This is a genomic window from Janthinobacterium sp. FW305-128 (genome assembly GCF_020858135.1).
In the GTDB taxonomy this organism is placed as follows: Bacteria; Pseudomonadota; Gammaproteobacteria; order Burkholderiales; family Burkholderiaceae_D; genus Janthinobacterium.
On the sequence record NZ_JACYMK010000002.1, the window covers coordinates 555,664 to 572,015 of the forward strand.

General features: G+C 62.8%; 16 protein-coding genes. 5 read left to right on the forward strand and 11 right to left on the reverse strand.

The annotated features are described in order from the left end of the window. Nucleotides 1-42 precede the first annotated feature (42 nt). From IGS60_RS07335 to IGS60_RS07355, 5 genes are all read right to left on the reverse strand, one after another. Nucleotides 43-3,087: a calcium-binding protein gene (locus IGS60_RS07335; protein ID WP_230503405.1), complete on the reverse strand. Its 3,045-nt coding sequence runs from the start codon at nucleotides 3,085-3,087 to the stop codon at nucleotides 43-45. A 273-nt stretch (nucleotides 3,088-3,360) separates the two neighbouring features. Further along, nucleotides 3,361-3,888, reverse strand: coding sequence for a DUF6000 family protein (locus IGS60_RS07340; RefSeq protein ID WP_230503407.1), 528 nt, complete (start codon nucleotides 3,886-3,888; stop codon nucleotides 3,361-3,363). A gap of 95 nt (nucleotides 3,889-3,983) precedes the next feature. Beyond that, nucleotides 3,984-4,520: a CPBP family intramembrane metalloprotease gene (locus tag IGS60_RS07345; RefSeq protein WP_070288294.1), complete on the reverse strand. Its 537-nt coding sequence runs from the start codon at nucleotides 4,518-4,520 to the stop codon at nucleotides 3,984-3,986. Nucleotides 4,521-4,614: 94 nt separating this feature from the next. Continuing rightward, the gene (locus IGS60_RS07350) at nucleotides 4,615-6,195 is read right to left on the reverse strand and encodes a methyl-accepting chemotaxis protein (RefSeq protein WP_230503408.1); all 1,581 of its coding nucleotides are present in this window, start codon (nucleotides 6,193-6,195) and stop codon (nucleotides 4,615-4,617) included. A gap of 290 nt (nucleotides 6,196-6,485) precedes the next feature. Continuing rightward, entirely contained in the window at nucleotides 6,486-6,920 is a 435-nt protein-coding gene (locus IGS60_RS07355; protein WP_070288290.1) for a hotdog fold thioesterase, read from the reverse strand. A 142-nt stretch (nucleotides 6,921-7,062) separates the two neighbouring features. On the opposite strand from IGS60_RS07355, the gene lpxO reads away from it, so the two are divergent. The 3 genes from lpxO to fdx all read left to right on the forward strand — a co-directional run bounded on the left by lpxO (nucleotide 7,063) and on the right by fdx (nucleotide 8,840). Further along, complete coding sequence (lpxO, locus tag IGS60_RS07360; protein WP_070218708.1) at nucleotides 7,063-7,962, forward strand: lipid A hydroxylase LpxO; 900 nt, start codon at nucleotides 7,063-7,065, stop codon at nucleotides 7,960-7,962. An 85-nt stretch (nucleotides 7,963-8,047) separates the two neighbouring features. Continuing rightward, nucleotides 8,048-8,446 carry a DUF6331 family protein gene (locus tag IGS60_RS07365; protein ID WP_070218707.1) on the forward strand — a complete coding sequence of 133 codons (399 nt, stop codon included), beginning with the start codon at nucleotides 8,048-8,050 and terminating at the stop codon, nucleotides 8,444-8,446. A 61-nt stretch (nucleotides 8,447-8,507) separates the two neighbouring features. Beyond that, nucleotides 8,508-8,840 (forward strand): ISC system 2Fe-2S type ferredoxin, encoded by a 333-nt coding sequence (gene fdx / locus IGS60_RS07370; protein WP_230503409.1) that lies wholly within the window; start codon nucleotides 8,508-8,510, stop codon nucleotides 8,838-8,840. A gap of 31 nt (nucleotides 8,841-8,871) precedes the next feature. On the opposite strand, the gene IGS60_RS07375 is transcribed toward fdx, so the two are convergent. Together IGS60_RS07375 and IGS60_RS07380 are read right to left on the reverse strand one after the other, a co-directional pair. Next, the gene (locus tag IGS60_RS07375) at nucleotides 8,872-10,905 is read right to left on the reverse strand and encodes a M13 family metallopeptidase (RefSeq protein WP_230503411.1); all 2,034 of its coding nucleotides are present in this window, start codon (nucleotides 10,903-10,905) and stop codon (nucleotides 8,872-8,874) included. 119 nt (nucleotides 10,906-11,024) lie between these two features. Further along, nucleotides 11,025-11,750 carry a hypothetical protein gene (locus IGS60_RS07380; RefSeq protein WP_230503414.1) on the reverse strand — a complete coding sequence of 242 codons (726 nt, stop codon included), beginning with the start codon at nucleotides 11,748-11,750 and terminating at the stop codon, nucleotides 11,025-11,027. Nucleotides 11,751-11,906: 156 nt separating this feature from the next. On the opposite strand from IGS60_RS07380, the gene IGS60_RS07385 reads away from it, so the two are divergent. Beyond that, complete coding sequence (locus tag IGS60_RS07385; RefSeq protein ID WP_099408367.1) at nucleotides 11,907-12,164, forward strand: hypothetical protein; 258 nt, start codon at nucleotides 11,907-11,909, stop codon at nucleotides 12,162-12,164. A gap of 8 nt (nucleotides 12,165-12,172) precedes the next feature. Then, complete coding sequence (locus IGS60_RS07390; protein ID WP_230503416.1) at nucleotides 12,173-12,664, forward strand: hypothetical protein; 492 nt, start codon at nucleotides 12,173-12,175, stop codon at nucleotides 12,662-12,664. A gap of 20 nt (nucleotides 12,665-12,684) precedes the next feature. On the opposite strand, the gene IGS60_RS07395 is transcribed toward IGS60_RS07390, so the two are convergent. The 4 genes from IGS60_RS07395 to prsR form a co-directional block, all read right to left on the reverse strand. Beyond that, nucleotides 12,685-13,254: a DUF1439 domain-containing protein gene (locus IGS60_RS07395; protein WP_230503417.1), complete on the reverse strand. Its 570-nt coding sequence runs from the start codon at nucleotides 13,252-13,254 to the stop codon at nucleotides 12,685-12,687. Between the two features lie 216 nt (nucleotides 13,255-13,470). Further along, nucleotides 13,471-14,409 carry a hypothetical protein gene (locus IGS60_RS07400; RefSeq protein ID WP_230503419.1) on the reverse strand — a complete coding sequence of 313 codons (939 nt, stop codon included), beginning with the start codon at nucleotides 14,407-14,409 and terminating at the stop codon, nucleotides 13,471-13,473. A 35-nt stretch (nucleotides 14,410-14,444) separates the two neighbouring features. After that, entirely contained in the window at nucleotides 14,445-14,888 is a 444-nt protein-coding gene (locus IGS60_RS07405; RefSeq protein ID WP_070218701.1) for a hemerythrin domain-containing protein, read from the reverse strand. A gap of 105 nt (nucleotides 14,889-14,993) precedes the next feature. After that, nucleotides 14,994-16,349, reverse strand: coding sequence for a PEP-CTERM-box response regulator transcription factor (gene prsR, locus IGS60_RS07410; RefSeq protein WP_230503421.1), 1,356 nt, complete (start codon nucleotides 16,347-16,349; stop codon nucleotides 14,994-14,996). Nucleotides 16,350-16,352: the final 3 nt, after the last annotated feature.

The following is a 16,352-nucleotide window of genomic DNA, read 5'->3' on the forward strand; positions in this document are numbered from 1 at the left end:
CGCGGAGGTGGAACTACGTGCTCAAGCGATCAACGTAAGCGATCATTGCGCTGCCGCCAGCTGGATCTGCGTTGACGGGTTGCCGTGGCCGGACCAGGGCGCCGATGCGGCCGCGGGCACGGCAAAGCCGGCCATCGCTTGCACCAGCTGCGCCGGATCGGCTTGCCAGGCAGCGGAACCGCCCTGGCAAGCCGCGCCAAATTGCTGCGCGGCACGCCAGTTCTGCGCCAGCGCCGGCGCCAGGATGGCGGCCGTGCCGGCAGGCAAGGTCAGCTGGCCGACCGGCGGCGGCGTCAGGCCAGCCATCGCTTGCACGAGGTTTTGCACATTGCTACCCAACAAGACGCGGCCATCGGCCATGCGGAATTCCTCGATGCGCACGGCCGTATCGGCAAACCAGTTATTCACGGTGATCTTGTCCGTGGTGCCGATGGTGCTCACTTCCAGGTTGGCGCCCTCCCGGCGGAACCACAGCTGCTCGGCGCTGACGCCGGCCAGGAAGGACACGACGTCATGGCTGCCCGCCTCCTCCGTCTCAGCGATGATGTCGGCGCCGTCGCCGCGGGCGAAGATATAGGTGTCGTCGCCCGCGAGGCCGGCCAGAGTGTCACCGCCCTTTCCGCCTTGGAAGATATCATTGCCGAAGCCGCCAAAGAGAATGTTCTTGAGCTCATTGCCGATCAGCACATCGTCGAACTTGCTGCCGAACAGCATGCCGAAATTGGACAGCACGTCTACGCCGGGACGCGCGGTCAAGGGGCCACCAACGGGCGCGAAGACGGCCGTCACGCCTGTGCTGGCGCCGCTGTAAGTGAGCGAGTTGCCGGCACCGGCGCCATCGAGCACATTGCCGCCGGGGGTATCGACATAAAAGACGTTGTTGTTATAGGCGCTGCCAGTCACCTTCAGGCCGGCAGAGGCGAGGCGCACGTATTCGACATTGTCGGCCACCGTGTAATCGACGCTGGTGTAGACGGTATCGTTGCCGCCGTTGCCCCGCTCGACGATGAAGTCGCCACTGTGGTTGACGTAATACGTGTCGTCGCCGCCCAAGCCTTCGAGCAGGTCGGCGCCGGCCGTGCCGTTGATGACATCGGCGTTCGCCGTGCCGACAAAGTGCTGCCCCGTGGGCTGCGTGGGACCGTTGAAGTGCCAGGCCTGGGCCAGCACGGGCGCCAGGGCAGCGGCCGTGGCGGCCGGCAGGGTCAGCTGGCCCAGCGGCGGCGGCGCCAGGTTCGCCATCGCCTGCACCAGCAGCTGCACGTCGGCGCCGCGCATGACGTGGCCGGCGGCCGTGCGGAATTCCTCGATGTTCGGCGCAGCCGCGTTCCAGCTGCGGATGGTGATCTTGTCCGTCGTGCCGATGGTGCTCACTTCCAGATCCGCGCCCACCTGGCGGAACCACAGCTGGTCGATGTTCACGCCGGCCAAAAAGGCGATGCTGTCGTAATTGGCGTCGGCCGAGGGCTCGGCGATGACGTCGGCGCCGTCGCCGCGCGCAAAGACATAGGTATCGTCGCCCAGGCCGCCGGTCAGCACGTCGTCCCCCTTGCCGCCTTGCAAGGTATCGTTGCCGAGGCCGCCGGACAGGGTGTTGGCCAGTTCGTTGCCTGACAGCACGTCGTCATGGGCGCTGCCTGTCACGTTGGAAATATTGACGAGCACATCGCTGCCCGGGCGCGCCGTGGCGTCACCGTTGACGGCGATCATGGCGGCCGTCACGCCAGCCCTGGACGCGGCATAGGTGGCCGAAGTGTTCGCGCCGACGCCGCGCAGCACATTGCCGCCGGCGGCATCGACGTGGAAGACGTTCGCGTTGCCGTTGCCCGTCACCGTCAGACCGGCGGCGCTGACATGCACCTCTTCGACGTTGGCGGCCAGGGTGTGATTGACGGTGGTGTAGACTGTGTCGCGTCCGCCGCCCGCCTGTTCGACGACAGCGTCGCCGCCATGGTTGACGTAATAGATATCGTCGCCGCCCAGGCCGGCCATCACGTCGGCGCCCGCCGTGCCCTTGATGATGTCCGGGTTCGCCGTGCCGGTGAAAGTGCCGTTGGTCGGCTGGTTCGGCCCTTCCGTACGCCAGTTCTGCGCCAGCGCTGGTGCCAGCGCGGCGGCGATGCCGGCCGGCAAGGTCAGCTGGCCCGCCGGCGGCGGCACCAGGACGGCCATCGCCCGCACCAGGTTTTCCACGTCGCTTCCCAGCAGCACGCGGCCGTTGGCTGTGCGGAATTCATCGATGCGAGGAGGCGAGCCGGCGTTATACCAGCCATTGATGGTGATCCTGTCGGCCGTGCCGATAGTGCTCACTTCAAGGTTCGCGCCCACCTGGCGGAACCACAACTGGTCGGCGCTGACGCCTGCCAGGAAGGAGACGACGTTGCGGCTGCCCGCCTCCACCATCTCGGTGATGTTATCGGCGCCGTCGCCGCGGGCGAAAATGTAGGTATCGTCACCCATCGCGCCGAACAGGCCATCGTCGCCTTTGCCGCCCTGCAAAATGTCATTTCCATAACCGCCGGCAAGGAAATTCCTGAGTTCGTTGCCGGTCAGCACATCATTGAACTTGCTGCCGACGATGCTGGCCACATTCCTCACTACGTCAGCGCCAGGACGCGCCACTAGTGGGCCGTCCGCAGGCGCAAAGACAGCCGTCACTCCCGCGCTTGCGCCGCCGTAGTTGACCACGTTGCCCGTGCTGCCGCCATCAATCACGTGCCCGCCAGGGACATCGACGTAAAAGATGTTGTTGGTCGTGGCGCTGCCCGTCACCGTCAGACCTGCGGCGGTCAGGTGGACGTTCTCGACGTTCTCGGCCACCGTGTAGTTGACGCTGGTGTACACGGTATCGGTGCCGCCGTTGGCCAGCTCGACGACTACGTCGCCGCTATGGTTGACGTAATACGTGTCGTCGCCCGCCAGTCCTTCGAGCATGTCCGCGCCCGTGGTGCCGGTGAGTACATCGGCGTTTGCCGTGCCCACGAAACGCTGCGGGGCCGCCAGGCTGTTCAGATAGGCGTCAATGGCGGACACGCCGGCCGCTTCGGAAGATTGCGCGAAGGCGGCGGATTCAAATTTCTTAGTCATATTGCAGTTTCCTGTCGTTAAACTTAAAAAAAATCACGCGTGGATATGCCAGCGCAAGCCGGCATGGAAGACAAAGTCGTGCCGCGTCGAAAGGCAGCTTCGGCATGCACTCTGCAGTGACAGATCAGGCGGGGAAACACTGCCATTTGTCACGCAAATGTCATGAAAGCGGGATGTGGGGAGGGAGTGGCCGTACGGCGTGGGGATGGGACGTCGGAGGCTGGAGCGATGCTAAGTAACTAACCCCCAAGAAATTATTGTGATTTCTGACTTTCAAAACTTCACAAGAATTTCCTGAGGATTACTTAGCGGGCGCCCTGAGAGCTTGCAGGGTGCGCAAGCGTCCATACTGGCCGCAAACGCCGCGAGCGCATCGTCCAGCACCAGACCCGGCCGGCTGGCGGCAAAACCGGTCCAGGCTGGCGCGTGGCGCGCCGCCTCATCCCGGCCGTGCTGACCATCGAGCCAGGCGATGACAGCCATGGCTTGTTCCTGATCAAAGTACAACTGCGGCTGGCGCAGGTAATGTTCGAGATAGCGGTGCAGGTAGTCGCGGCTGGCGGGGGTGTCGAAAACGGCCAGCGCCAGGCAATACGCGCTGCCCGCGTAGCAGACCTCGCTGACCAGCAGCAGGCCGCCCAGCTGGTCCGTGAAGGTGCCCTGCCCGGTTAATGCGGCCAGGTAGGCACCTGTCGTGCGGCTGCGCCAGTCGAATTGCCCCAGCAGGCGGGCGATGAGGGCATCGTCGACCTGCGCCAGCCGGGCCACGCATGCGCTTGCCTGGGGCTGGTGCAGACCCATGTACAAGGGCCGCACCCAGTCGTCGCGCAGGGCCGCCGTCAGCGCTTCCTGCGGCGGCAGCGGCGCGATGCTGCGCAGCAGGTTTCGGCAGGCGTCTAGGCGTCGAGGCCGTAAAACACCGCGACAAGGATGGCGATATTGTTGCAGGCGCGGGAAAAGGTCGTTGTCGCGTAGGCCACGGCCACAGTGGGCGCGCGGTAGCGCAGGTAGACAAAGCTGAACATGGCGCCTGAACCGAGCGCGACAATCGCGTGCAGCAAGCCGCCGCTGATGAAATGCACGATGGCCCACAGGATGGCGCCGATAAAAATGCTCAGCTGCCGGGTGGCGCCCAGGCGCTTGAGGATTTCCAGCGGCAGCAACTGGCCGAGAAACGTTTCCAGGATGGGAGAATAGATGACGACCCAGAACACCAGCAGCGGCAGCGACATTTCGCGCTTGAACTTGGACAGGCCCGTGTGCGCGCCCCAGTATTCGGGCGGCAGCAGCCATTTCGTGAGGAACAGGATGGCAAAGCACAGCATGCAGGTGAGCAAGCCCCAGCCGAGACCGGCAAGGGCCAGCTGCAGCACGGGCGGCGCCGGCTTGTCGTCGTCCGGGCTGGATAGATCATGGCTGCTGCGCACTTGCATGAGTAGTCCTGGCGGTGATCCAGCGCTCATTGTAGCGCGGAATACGACTATTGGCGCATGGCTGCCGGCGCGCCGTGCCGCCGTGCCATCGGCGTCAGGCCGCCAGGCGCAAAGGGCCGTTCGCCGGCGGGGCCAGTTTAAAAATGCCCACTTCCTGTTCCAGCTGCGCCGCCTGCTGCTGCAATTCGTGCGCGGCGGCGGCCGCCTGCTCGACCAAGGCCGCATTTTGCTGGGTTACGCGGTCCATGTCGACGATGGCGCGGTTGACTTGCTCGATGCCGGCGCCCTGCTCCTGCGTGGCATGGCTGATCTCGGCCATGATGCCCGTCACCCGGCCGATGCCGGCCACCACCTCATGCATGGTGGCACCCGCCTGCTCGACGAGCACCGTGCCCGTGCCCACCTTGCTGACGGAATCGTCGATCAGGGCCTTGATTTCGCGCGCCGCGGCGCTCGAGCGCTGCGCCAGGTTGCGCACTTCCGTTGCCACCACGGCAAAGCCGCGCCCCTGCTCGCCCGCGCGCGCCGCTTCCACGGCCGCGTTCAGGGCCAGGATATTCGTCTGGAAGGCGATGCTGTCGATCACGCCGATGATGTCGACGATCTTGTTCGACGAGGCATTGATGAGACCCATTGTGTGCACCACTTCGGCCACGGCCTTGCCGCCCTGCTCCGACACCTTCGACGCTTCGCGCGCCAGGTGGTTCGCCTGCTGGGCGTTGTCCGCATTCTGGCGCACGGCGGATATCAGTTCTTCCATCGATGACGCCACTTCCTCGAGCGAACCGGCCTGCTGCTCCGTGCGCTGCGACAGGTCGCGGTTGCCGGTAGCGATCTCGGTCGAGGCTGTGGCGATGCTTTCCGTACCGTGGCGCACCTTGCCGACGATGGCGGCCAGATTGTCGCGCATGGTCTTGATGGCGAACAGCAGGCTGCTGTCGTCGCCGTGGCGCGTATGCACGTCGATGGCCAGTTCCCCGAGCGCGATGCGTCCGGCAATCGAGGCCGCATACGCCGGTTCGCCGCCCAGCTGGCGCAGCAATCCCCGCGTGATGACGGTGGCGACCGCAATACAAATGAGCACGCTGAGCGCGGCCAGCACGCCGATCCAGCGCAGCGACTGGCCGTAGATGGCGCGCGCGGCCACGCTGGCCTGCTCCGATTCGCGCTGCACGTTTTTCAGGACGGCATCGATGTCGGACACGATCTGGCGCCGCAGGGGGCTGCATTCCTCGACGAGGAAGGTGCCGTACTGCTCCATCTGCCCCGTGGCGCGGAACTGGCGCGGACGCTGCAATTCCTGCGCCATGGCTTTCAGGCCCGTGCTGACTTTCTCGAATTGCGCATCGCCGGCGAACCGCGGCGCCAGCTTCGCCAGCGCGTCCAGGTACAGCGCTTTCTGGGTGTCGAGGATGGCCAGCTCTTTTTCGGCGGCGGCCTGGTCATGGAAGATATACGCGTTGCGGGCCGCCAGGCCCGTCTGGTCGAGCGCTTCGCGCGCCACGTACAGCGGTTCGAGTTTTTCCAGCTGCACTTTTTCTTGCGCGTCCATGGCGCCGGAGATGGCGCCGATGCGCAGCAGCGCGAAAGCGGCCAGCACCAGCATGAGCAAGACCAGCAGCCCGAAGCCTGCGCTCAGGCGCGCGCCTATCGTCAAACGATTGAATGACATCATTGTTGTTATTGCCCTGTATAAAGTTGATTGTTGCCGGTTACGTCAAGTAATCCACTGGAAGTTACTTGGAACCAGCGATCTGCTCGCCGTCGTGTTGCCTTTCCCGCATGGCGCAGGATGGGTATCTAACTGGCGTTTTTTGGGCAGTCAGCTTTTAATTTCGGGCAATGTAGTTGCGCGGCTGGAAACCCCGCGCAATACAACAGCACACTGAATTATAAGCGAACAGCGTTATGGATGATTCCACGCGCTCGCTTTTAGTGCCTTGATGCAAGTCAAGAACCGCCGCGTCAGCCTGCGCCCGGAGTGTCGATAACGGCCATGGTGATGCGCGAGATGCAGCACAGTTTGCCGTCGTCGTCGCTGATGCGGATTTCCCAGACCTGGCTGGTGCGGCCCCGGTGGATGGGCGTGGCGCGCCCCGTCACGTGGCCGCCGCGCACGCCGCGCACGTGGTTGGCGTTGATTTCCTGCCCCACGCTGACCTGCTTGCTGCTGTCGAGGCAGGCATTCGCGGCCATGCTGCCCAGGGTTTCGGCCAGCAGGACGGACGCGCCGCCATGCAGCAGCTTGAAAGGCTGCATGGTGCGGTGGTCGACGGGCATGGTCGCCTCGATCCAGTCGGGGCCGAAGGCCGAGAATTCGATGCCCAGGTGGCGCATGGCCGTGCCCTCGCTGGCGGCGTTGAGGGCGGCCAGGTCAAGCGGTGCGTGCCAGATTTCCATTGTTACCCCTTCAGTGATGAAATAAAGCCATTGTAGGACAGAGCGCCAGCGCGCGCCGCTTCATCTTTCCTTCACCGTGGCACGGGGTAGCCGGGGCATTAACTGGTTATAATTGCCCCATTCTTTCAAAACGAGGTTGTGTATGAAGTGGGCCTTGCTGGGCATTTTTGTGTTTTCTGTTTTACATATTCATTTTCGAGGCAAGGTGCGCCTGCCGTTTCGCCGCCAGATCTTCGATCACTCCTCGTTCATGGCGCCGCTGAACCTGTTCATGCACACCTTTTCCAAGGTGCCGGCCACGCCCTATCTGTCCGTCGATCAATTCCCGGAACTGGCGCCGCTGCAGCAGAACTGGCAAATCATCCGCGATGAAGCGCTGCGCATGCAGGAAATGAAAAAGATCAAGGCGGCCGAAAAGAACAATGACGTGGGCTTCAATTCCTTCTTCAAGTATGGCTGGAAGCGTTTCTACCTGAAATGGTATGACGCGAACCACCCGTCGGCACAGCAGATGTGCCCGCAAACCTATGCGCTGCTGCAATCGATTCCGTCCATCAAGGCGGCCATGTTCGCGGAACTGCCGCAAGGCGGCAAGCTCAACCCGCACCGCGACCCGTTCGCCGGTTCGCTGCGCTACCACCTGGGCCTGCAGACGCCGAACGACGACCGCTGCTTCATCGACGTCGATGGCGAGCGCCACAGCTGGCGCGACGGCCAGGCCGTGATGTTCGATGAAACGTATATCCACTGGGCCCGCAACGACGCCGACAGCGACCGCATCATCCTGTTCTGCGACATCGAGCGCCCGATGCGCTACCGCTGGGCGCAAGGCTTGAACCGCTGGCTGGGCCGCACGCTGATGACGGCCGCCGCCTCGCCCAACGAGCTGGGCGACCAGGTGGGCGGCGTGAGTAAATTGTTCCAGATTTCCTGGACCATGGGCCAGTACCGCCGCCGCTTCAAGGCGTGGAACAAGACGGCCTACCAGGTCACCCGCGTGGCGCTCGTGATTGGCATCATCGCGCTGATCTATTTTATTTAAGCGCCTTGCTTGCACCGCATGGGAAAGCCGCCTTCGGGCGGTTTTTTTTATAATGCGATGCCACCGACCCGGAGAATGTTGAAAAATGACCGAACGCGACCGCCAGTACGATATCCAGATCGGCGACGACGCCTGGATCGAATTCATCGATCTTGACGGCCGCTATGACCAGGCGATCGACATCGATGCCTTGCTGGGGGAACTGTGGCAGCTGATCTGCCGGCTGGAAACGCATTGCGTGGCCGGCTGCTGCGGCATGGATGCCTACGATTTTACGCGCGCAGCCATCGATACGGCCTTGCTGGAACTCGATCGCGCGCAGCTGCATGCCGCCTGCGCGCAGGCCAGGGCCGCCGTGACGGCGGTGGCCAGCGATGTCTTGACGAGCGCCACGATGAATCACGTTGCGGATAAACGCGTGTTCTTGCAATTGCTCGATCATCTCGACGCGTGCATCGTCGCACAGGATCGCGCAGGGGCTTGACCTTGCCAAGGCGGGAAGGCCCAAGGTGACGGTATTGCAAGATAACCGAGGAGAATCCCGCATGCCAAAAATCACCGTCCTGCCCCATCCCGAACTCGCTCCCGACGGCGCCGTCCTCGACGCGCCCGAGCAAATGAGCATCTGCGACGCCTTGCTGCTTCACAAGATAGACATCGAACATGCCTGCGGCCAGGTGGGCGCCTGCTCCACCTGCCACGTGGTCGTGGTGCGGGGTTTCGACTCGCTCAACGCACTGGGCGACAATGAAGAAGACATGCTCGACCAGGCCTGGGGCTTGCAGCCCCACTCGCGCCTGTCGTGCCAGGCGCGCGTGTCAAACGAAGACCTGACGGTCGAACTGCCCAGGTACACGCTCAACCACGCCAAGGAATAGTCCCCGGCGCGGCGAGCCGCTTAAACCATGCTTACCACATGATCACGCGCTGCTCGGGCGGCAGGTACATCGGGTCGCCCGGCTTGATGCCGAACGCCTCATAAAAGCCGGGCTGGTTTTTGACCGTGCCCTTGGCGCGGAATTCGCCCGGCGAATGGGGGTCGCTCTTGATCTGGGCGATCGCCGCTTCGGGACGCAGTTTCGCGCGCCATTTCTGCGCAAAGCCGATGTACAGGCGCTGTTCGCCCGTCAAACCGTCGATGACGGGCGACGGCTTGCCGCCCAGCGAGCGCTGGTAAGCCTTGTAGGTGATCGACAGGCCGGAATTGTCGCCGATGTTTTCGCCCAGGGTCAGCTCGCCATTGATGTGGTAGCCCGGCACGGGGCTGTAGGCGCCGTACTGCTTGACGAGCCCTGCTGCCAGCGCCTTGAAGGCCGCGCGGTCTTGCGCCGTCCACCAGTTGCGCAGGCGGCCCTTGGCATCGTATTGGCTGCCCGAATCATCGAAGGCATGGCTGATCTCATGGCCGAAGGTGATGCCCAGCAAGCCGTAATTGACGGCGTCTTCCGCTTTCACGTTGAAAAATGGCGGCTGCAAAATGGCGGCCGGGATCGTGATGGCGTTCAGCGCCGGGCTGTAGCTGGCGTTGACGGTTTGCGGCGTCATCGACCATTCGTCGCGGTCGACCGGCTTGCCCAGCTTGGCCAGGTTTTGCTGGCGGCTCCACGCGCGCGAGGCGCGCACGTTGGCGATCAGGTCGTTCGGCTGCGTCTGCATGCTGCTGTAGTCGCGCCAGGTATCGGGATACGCGATCTTCGGCTTCAGGGCGGCCAGCTTGAGCTGGGCTTCCTTCTTGGTTTCCGGGCCCATCCAGTCGAGCTGCTCGATGCCATCCTTGAACGAGGCGACGAAATTGTCGAACATGGCCATCACGCGGGGCCGGGTTTCCGGCGGCAGATACATGTCCACGTAGCGCTTGCCGACGGCGTCGCTGATGGCGTTATCCGTGAAGCGCAGCGCCAGCTGCCACTGCGGTTCGCTTTGCGGCACGCCGCGCAGCACCGTGCCGTCGAAGGCGAAACGCTCCTTGACGGTGGCGCTGTCCAGGTAGGAAGCATAGCTTTCGATGATGCGCCAGTTCAGGTAGCTCTTCCACGATGCCAGCGGCACGGCGGCCACGGTCTCGGAGAAGCCAGTCATGAAGCTGGGCTGGCGCACCACGGCCGAGCTTTCCTTTTTCGCCAGGCCGGCGGCGGCAAAGTAGGCTTTCCAGTCGAAGGCGGGTGCCAGCGCCGCGAACTTGTCGAAATCGACGCGGTTGTACGACTTGACGGGATCGCGCATCTGCACGCGCGTCCACTGCACGGCCGCCAGGCGCGTCTCAATGTCGAGAATCTGCGCCGCGTGTTCGGCCGCGGCCTTGTCGCCGCTCATGGCCAGCATGGTCTCGATATGCTTGAGGTATTTGGCGCGCACGGCTTGCAACTTGGCGTCGTCATCCTTCAGGTAGTAATCGCGGTCGGGCAAGCCCAGGCCGGACTGGCTGATGTTGACCGTGTAGCGCTCGGGGTCTTGCGCATCGGGCGCCACATAGGCGGAAAACGGCGTCTGGATGCCATTGCCTTGCAAATAAGCAAACAGCGCCGGCAAGTCCTTCTTGTCCTTGATGGCGGCGACGCGGGCCAGCTCGGCCTTCAGGGGCTTGAAGCCGGCCGCATCGCGCGCCTTGTCGTTCATGAAACTCGTGTACAGGTCGGCGATCTTGTGCGCCTCGCTGCCGGGCTTGCCCGGGTTCTTGACGGTGGCATCGATCAGGCCGCGCAGCTGGCCTTGCGCGATTTCACGCAATTCGATATACGTGCCCCAGACGGATTTGTCAGCCGGGATCTCCGTATTGCGGGTCCACACGCCGTTGACGTAGCCGTAGAAATCATCCCTGGGACTGACGGCCGGGTCCAGCGTTTTCAGGTCGATGCCGGAGACGGGGGCTTGCTGAGCATACAGCGATGGCGAGGATAAGGCGAACAAAGCGCAGCAGGCGGCGCTGATAAGCGAACGTTTCACGAAGATTCCTTTAATTGTTTTCACTTCATGTTGGAGAACATGCTGTGTCCAGGCATGCGAGGCAGGATTATAGTCGGCCTGCCTTCGTGGAAACAATGTCCGTTGAACAATTCCAGTGATCAGCGGCTCAGGAGCTCAAACAGGTCTGCGCCTTGCTTGGCGCCCTGATTGCGCTGCATGTCGGCCAGCGAACCCGGCGTAGGCGCGCCATCGCCGGCCGCGTGATTGAAATAGTTAAAATCGAGCTTGATTTTATCTTGCAGGCCGCTCGCGTAATTCTCAGGATACTGTGCCTGTTCCAGCTGCGGCAATGCATTGAAATGCGCCAGCGCCGACTTGAAGAAATTGGTCATCTTGCCGGTGGTATTGTATTCCTGCATGGCTTGCGCCACGACCTGGCTGCGCCACGCCTGCTCTTCATCATAGGCCTGCGTATAGGCAGCGCGCCGCTCGTTGACCGTAAATGTCCCGCTGTCGTCGTGCGTGATGGTGGCCAATTGCTCGCGCGACAAGCCCGCAAACGGATTGGGACCCTTGTTATCGATAAACGCGGTCGCGGCGGCGGCCGACCTGGCCGATGCCGCGTCATTCGGTTGCGGCAGCTGCTGTGCGGCGGCCGCCTTGTGTCCGGCGTCCAGCGGATACAGGATGCTGCTGATATTGTCATTGACCCATGCGCCCAGCGATCGATGATCGTGTCCCTCGATAGCGGCGCTGGTCGCTGTCGCGGCCGTCGACAAACGCCCGGCCAGGGTCGAAATCACGACCTCGTCCGCGACGGCGCCGACGCCGGCTGGCGCCTGGGTTGTCTGAGCCTTGTCCGATGCTGCCTTGCCTGATGACACCTTGTTGCCTTCCGCGGCAGACAGTGCCCCTGGTTGGATTCCCGCCGTGCTGATATTGACCATTGTCCGCCCCTGGATCAGTAAATGTTACTATATAAGTAAATATTACTATAGCACAACAAATGTCAAACCTGAGCAAGGGAATGGAGCAGCTTGATGCAGGAATACAGATTCAATATTTTCGGCACGCTGATCGCCATCCGTGGCAATCCGGGAGCATGGCGCGCCTTCTACCTGGGTGCGGAAGGCAAGCGCCGCCCCGCCGATTTCATTATTCCGGACGATATTCAAGCAGATGCGCTATGCGAATACCTGGCCGACCTGTTCCATGAAGAAGCGACGCCGCGCAATAACACAACGACACAGATATCTTGTATGCCCGCCAGCATCACTCGCACTGAAGGATCGCCGTGAATAGATGGATGGAATACCTGTTCAGGGAACATAGCGAAAAAAAGCTACGCAGATGGGCACAACGGCTGAAGTTTTTCCGTTTTTTCAGGGCACTTGGAGGACATGCCAATGACGGCGACTCATTGGATATCTCCTTTGTCTATAAGGAACTGGCGCAACTCGACACATTTTTGGCGGACCTGGGCGTCGACCTGGTGAAATTTGACGCACTGCCACCGCAGCCCGTGCCGGGCGTCGCTTACCAGGGCGATCTGTTCCTGCAGTTTCCATCACTAATTGATGATACATTGTGGCAACAGCCAGGTCAGTGCACCATCACGGGTATCGAGGTGTTTATCTGGTGCCACGCCGGGGTGGTGAAAATTTCTTTACATGATGGATATGCAGTGTCAGAGCAGAATGTCCGCGACGCGGCAGTCATCGAAAAGCTGCTCGCCCGGGTGGTTCTTGAGCGGATAGATCCGCCTGCCGATAGCCGTCATTACTTTTGCCCGGAATAGCATGCTGATGCAATGCGCCCCTACTTCACCGGCTCGAACGTCACCGTCAAGCCATTGCCCGTGGTCCTGATCTGCGTGGGCACGAATTGCACGCCCGCATAGCGCAATTCGTCGGGCTTGAACGTGTAGATCGGCGTTTCATGCATGAGCTGGTCGGCCACCAGGCTGGCCACCTTGGCGAACTGGCGCTGCTGCGCCTCGTCCATGCCGTCGATGCTCACCTTGTCCACGCTCGCTTCGCTCAGGTAGACGGCGTTGCGCTGCGCGTCGAGCACCAAACGGCCCGACATGGCCAGACTGCCGCGCCAGGTCTGGCGGATGAACGGCGGCATCACGCTGGCGTCCACGCTCAAGGCGACCCGTTCGCGCTCGGGCTGCAAGGAAAGCTGCGGATGAGTCAGCTTGACGTCCAGCACGGACAGTACCCGTTTATCGATGGGAAAGCGGCGCTCGAGGCCTTGCTGCATCTTGCTGAGCGACACATTCACGTCGCGCGGGCCGATCAGGGTGGAACACGAGGCCAGCACGCTGCAGGCAAAGGCGGCGATGGCGGCGGTTTTCAGCAAGGGACGGATGGTGCTCACGTTCATGGATAGTCTCGGTGGAAAGATGGCGTCATCTTACACATGCGCCTGCTTTCACGCAAAAACCGGCGCCCACCTTGCAGCGGGCGCCGGTTTTTCTCATGTTGGCACGCTTAGCGGACGAACAGGGCGATCAGTATGACGATGGGTAATGGAATACCCAACAGCAGCAAGAGGATGGAACGCATGGCAGACTCCTTGATTTAACTAATAGGTAGGGGTTCAGATGGTGACGTGGCGCAGCACGCGCTCATGGTCGCGCTGGCGGCCGCCAAACGTTGCCGCCAGGCTGGCAACGAAAGCGCCGAGCAGCAAGGCGACGAACATCCACAGTGCCGTGTGGGCGCCGGCCTTGCGGGCCGTTTCCGCCGCTTGCTGGGCGGCAGCCTTCGCATCGGCGGCAGCTTTCACGGCACGCGCATAGACGGCGTCGACGCGCGCTTCCGCTTCAGCCTGCGTCACGCCCGTGCGGCTGGCCACGACCTGGCCCAGGTAGGCGCGGTCATCGGCGGCCAGGCTGCCCGTGGACAGGCTAGTGGCGAAGATCTTGCCGATTTCCATGCGCTGGTCGGCGACGGTCGCGCCAGGATTCGCCATCGCTGGCGTGCCGGAGGCAGCTGGCGCTGGGGCCGCGCGCAGCAGCATGTCCGAGAAATAATCGAGCGGATTGGCGCCGCCGCCCTCGCCTTGCCTGGCGCTGGCGGCACCTGCAGCACCTGCGCCCGCCCCTACGGCCGGGCCAACTGCCGCCGCCACGCCGCTGCCCGCATCGATGGCGCCGCTCAGCACGGCGCGCGTGCCGCCGGCCAGCACGGCCACGGTGATCAGGGTAGCCACGGCCCAGGCCAGCAAGCCGTGCGCCGTATCGCGGAAATGCACTTCATCCGTATGAATGGCGCTCCATTTCACGCGCAGACGGCCCGCCATGTAGCCGCCGATGCCGGAGGCGGCCAGTTGCATGAAGGCCAGCCAGGCGATGGTCGACACGCCGATGGCCGTGGCGTTGAACGACCACGGCGATACGGACGACAGGCCCAGGCCCACGCCGAGGATCAGCAGGATGAAGGACAAGGCGGCCGCCGCGGCGGCGCCCGCCAGCACGGCGCCCCAGGACACGCCCGGATTGTTCAGGTCCGATACGGACAATTGTGTAGCTTGCATGAAATACTCCCTTGATTGTTGATTTTTTATGCCGTTCAGGCGGCGACGCCCGTCAGCTGTTCCTTGCGCGCGGCCATTTCCTTGCCCAGCGCGTCGAGGTCGACGGCCGTATCGCGTACCTTGGGAAACATATCGCCCTCTTCTTCCTGGACGTGGTGTTCGATCTGCTCGGACAGGACCTTGACCTTGGCGTCGTACAGGTCGTCGGCGGGGTCCATCGCGGTAATTTGCGCGATGAGTTCCTTGGCGCTCGCGTGCTCGACGAGGGCTTCATCCATCAGGTCGCCATCGTGGATGGGACGACGCACGGCCGGGTAGAAGATTTCTTCTTCCAGCTGCGTGTGCACGGTCAATTCCTGGCAGATCTGGTCGGCCAGCTTTTTCTTGGTGGCAAATGAGCGGTCGCTCAAGCCTTCATATTGGGCAAACAGGGCTTTGACGGCCTTGTGGTCCTGCATTAATAAACTGATCGCATTCATGACGCCTCCTCGTTGTTGATGAGGCTAGGATGCTCCACGGCGGCGCCTGCGTATGTGCGACGCCTTACACAATCTTGATATTTGATACACATCAGTGCACGGACACTATTTGATGCCGTGGTGGTTCATCAAGTCGTACAGCGTGGGCCGGCTGACACCCAGCAGTTCGGCCGCCTTGGCGATATTGCCGTCGGCCCGCGCCAAGGCGCGCACCATGACCTTGTATTCGGCTCCGTCGCGTGCCTGGCGCAGGTTCAGCGATTCGTCCTGGGGCGCCGCCTGGGCGCTGGCGGGCAAGCCCAGATCGTCGGCGGCGATCTGCGGCCCGTCGCTCATGATGACGGCCCGCTTGATGCAGTTTTCCACTTCGCGCACGTTGCCGGGCCAGCCATAGCTTTCGATCAGCTGCAGCGCGCCGGCGCTGAAATGCAGGTTGCCGCGCCCTTCGCTGGCGCAGAATTTGTTCTTGAAATGATGGGCCAGCAAGGCCGCATCGCCAGCCCGCTCGCGCAGCGGAGGAATGCGCAGCACGATTTCGCTAAGGCGGTAAAACAGGTCTTCGCGGAAACGGCCCTGTTCCGCCAGCACCTTTACATCCTGGTGCGTGGCGCAGACGATGCGCACGTCAACGGCGATCTCGGCCCGTCCGCCCACCCGTTCGATGATTCGCTCCTGCAGGAAACGCAGCAGTTTCGCCTGCAGCGCCATCGGCATGTCGCCGATTTCATCGAGAAAGAAAGTGCCGCCGTGGGCCAGCTCGATCTTGCCCAGCGTTTGCCGCGCCGCACCCGTAAACGCCCCCCGCTCATAGCCGAACAGCTCGCTTTCCAGCAGGTTTTCCGGGATGGCCGCGCAATTGATGGCGACAAAACGCTGGGCATGGCGGCTCGACAGTGCATGCAAGCCCCGCGCGATCAGTTCCTTGCCGCTGCCCGAGTCGCCCAGCAGCATCACGCTGGCCGACGAAGGCGCCACTTTTTCCACGCTGCGGCACAGTTTGAGCATGCCCGGATCGCGGCTGACGATGCCCGCCAGGGGCGAGTCGGCCTGCGTCTGCAGCATGCGGCGGTTTTCCTGCTGCATCGCGTGCAAGTAAAACGCGCGGGCGATGACGAGGCCCAGCATGTCGGCCTCGAACGGTTTCTGGTGGAAGTCGTAGGCGCCCAGCGCGATGGCTTTCAAGGCATGCGCGCGCTCCTGGTTGCCCGACAAAATGATGACTTTCGTGTCCGGCGCCAGCGCGAGGATTTGCTGCAGCGTGGCCAGGCCTTCCGTGGCGCCGTCCGGGTCGGGCGGCAAGCCCAGGTCCATCGTCACGACGGCAGGCTGGTGGCGCCGCACCAGCGCCAGCGCCGCCTCGCGCTCGCCCGCCAGCAAGACCTCATAACCGTCGAAACTCCAGTGCAGCTGCTTTTGCAGGCCGGGATCGTCTTCGATGACTAGCAACTTTTGCTTGGCCATGCG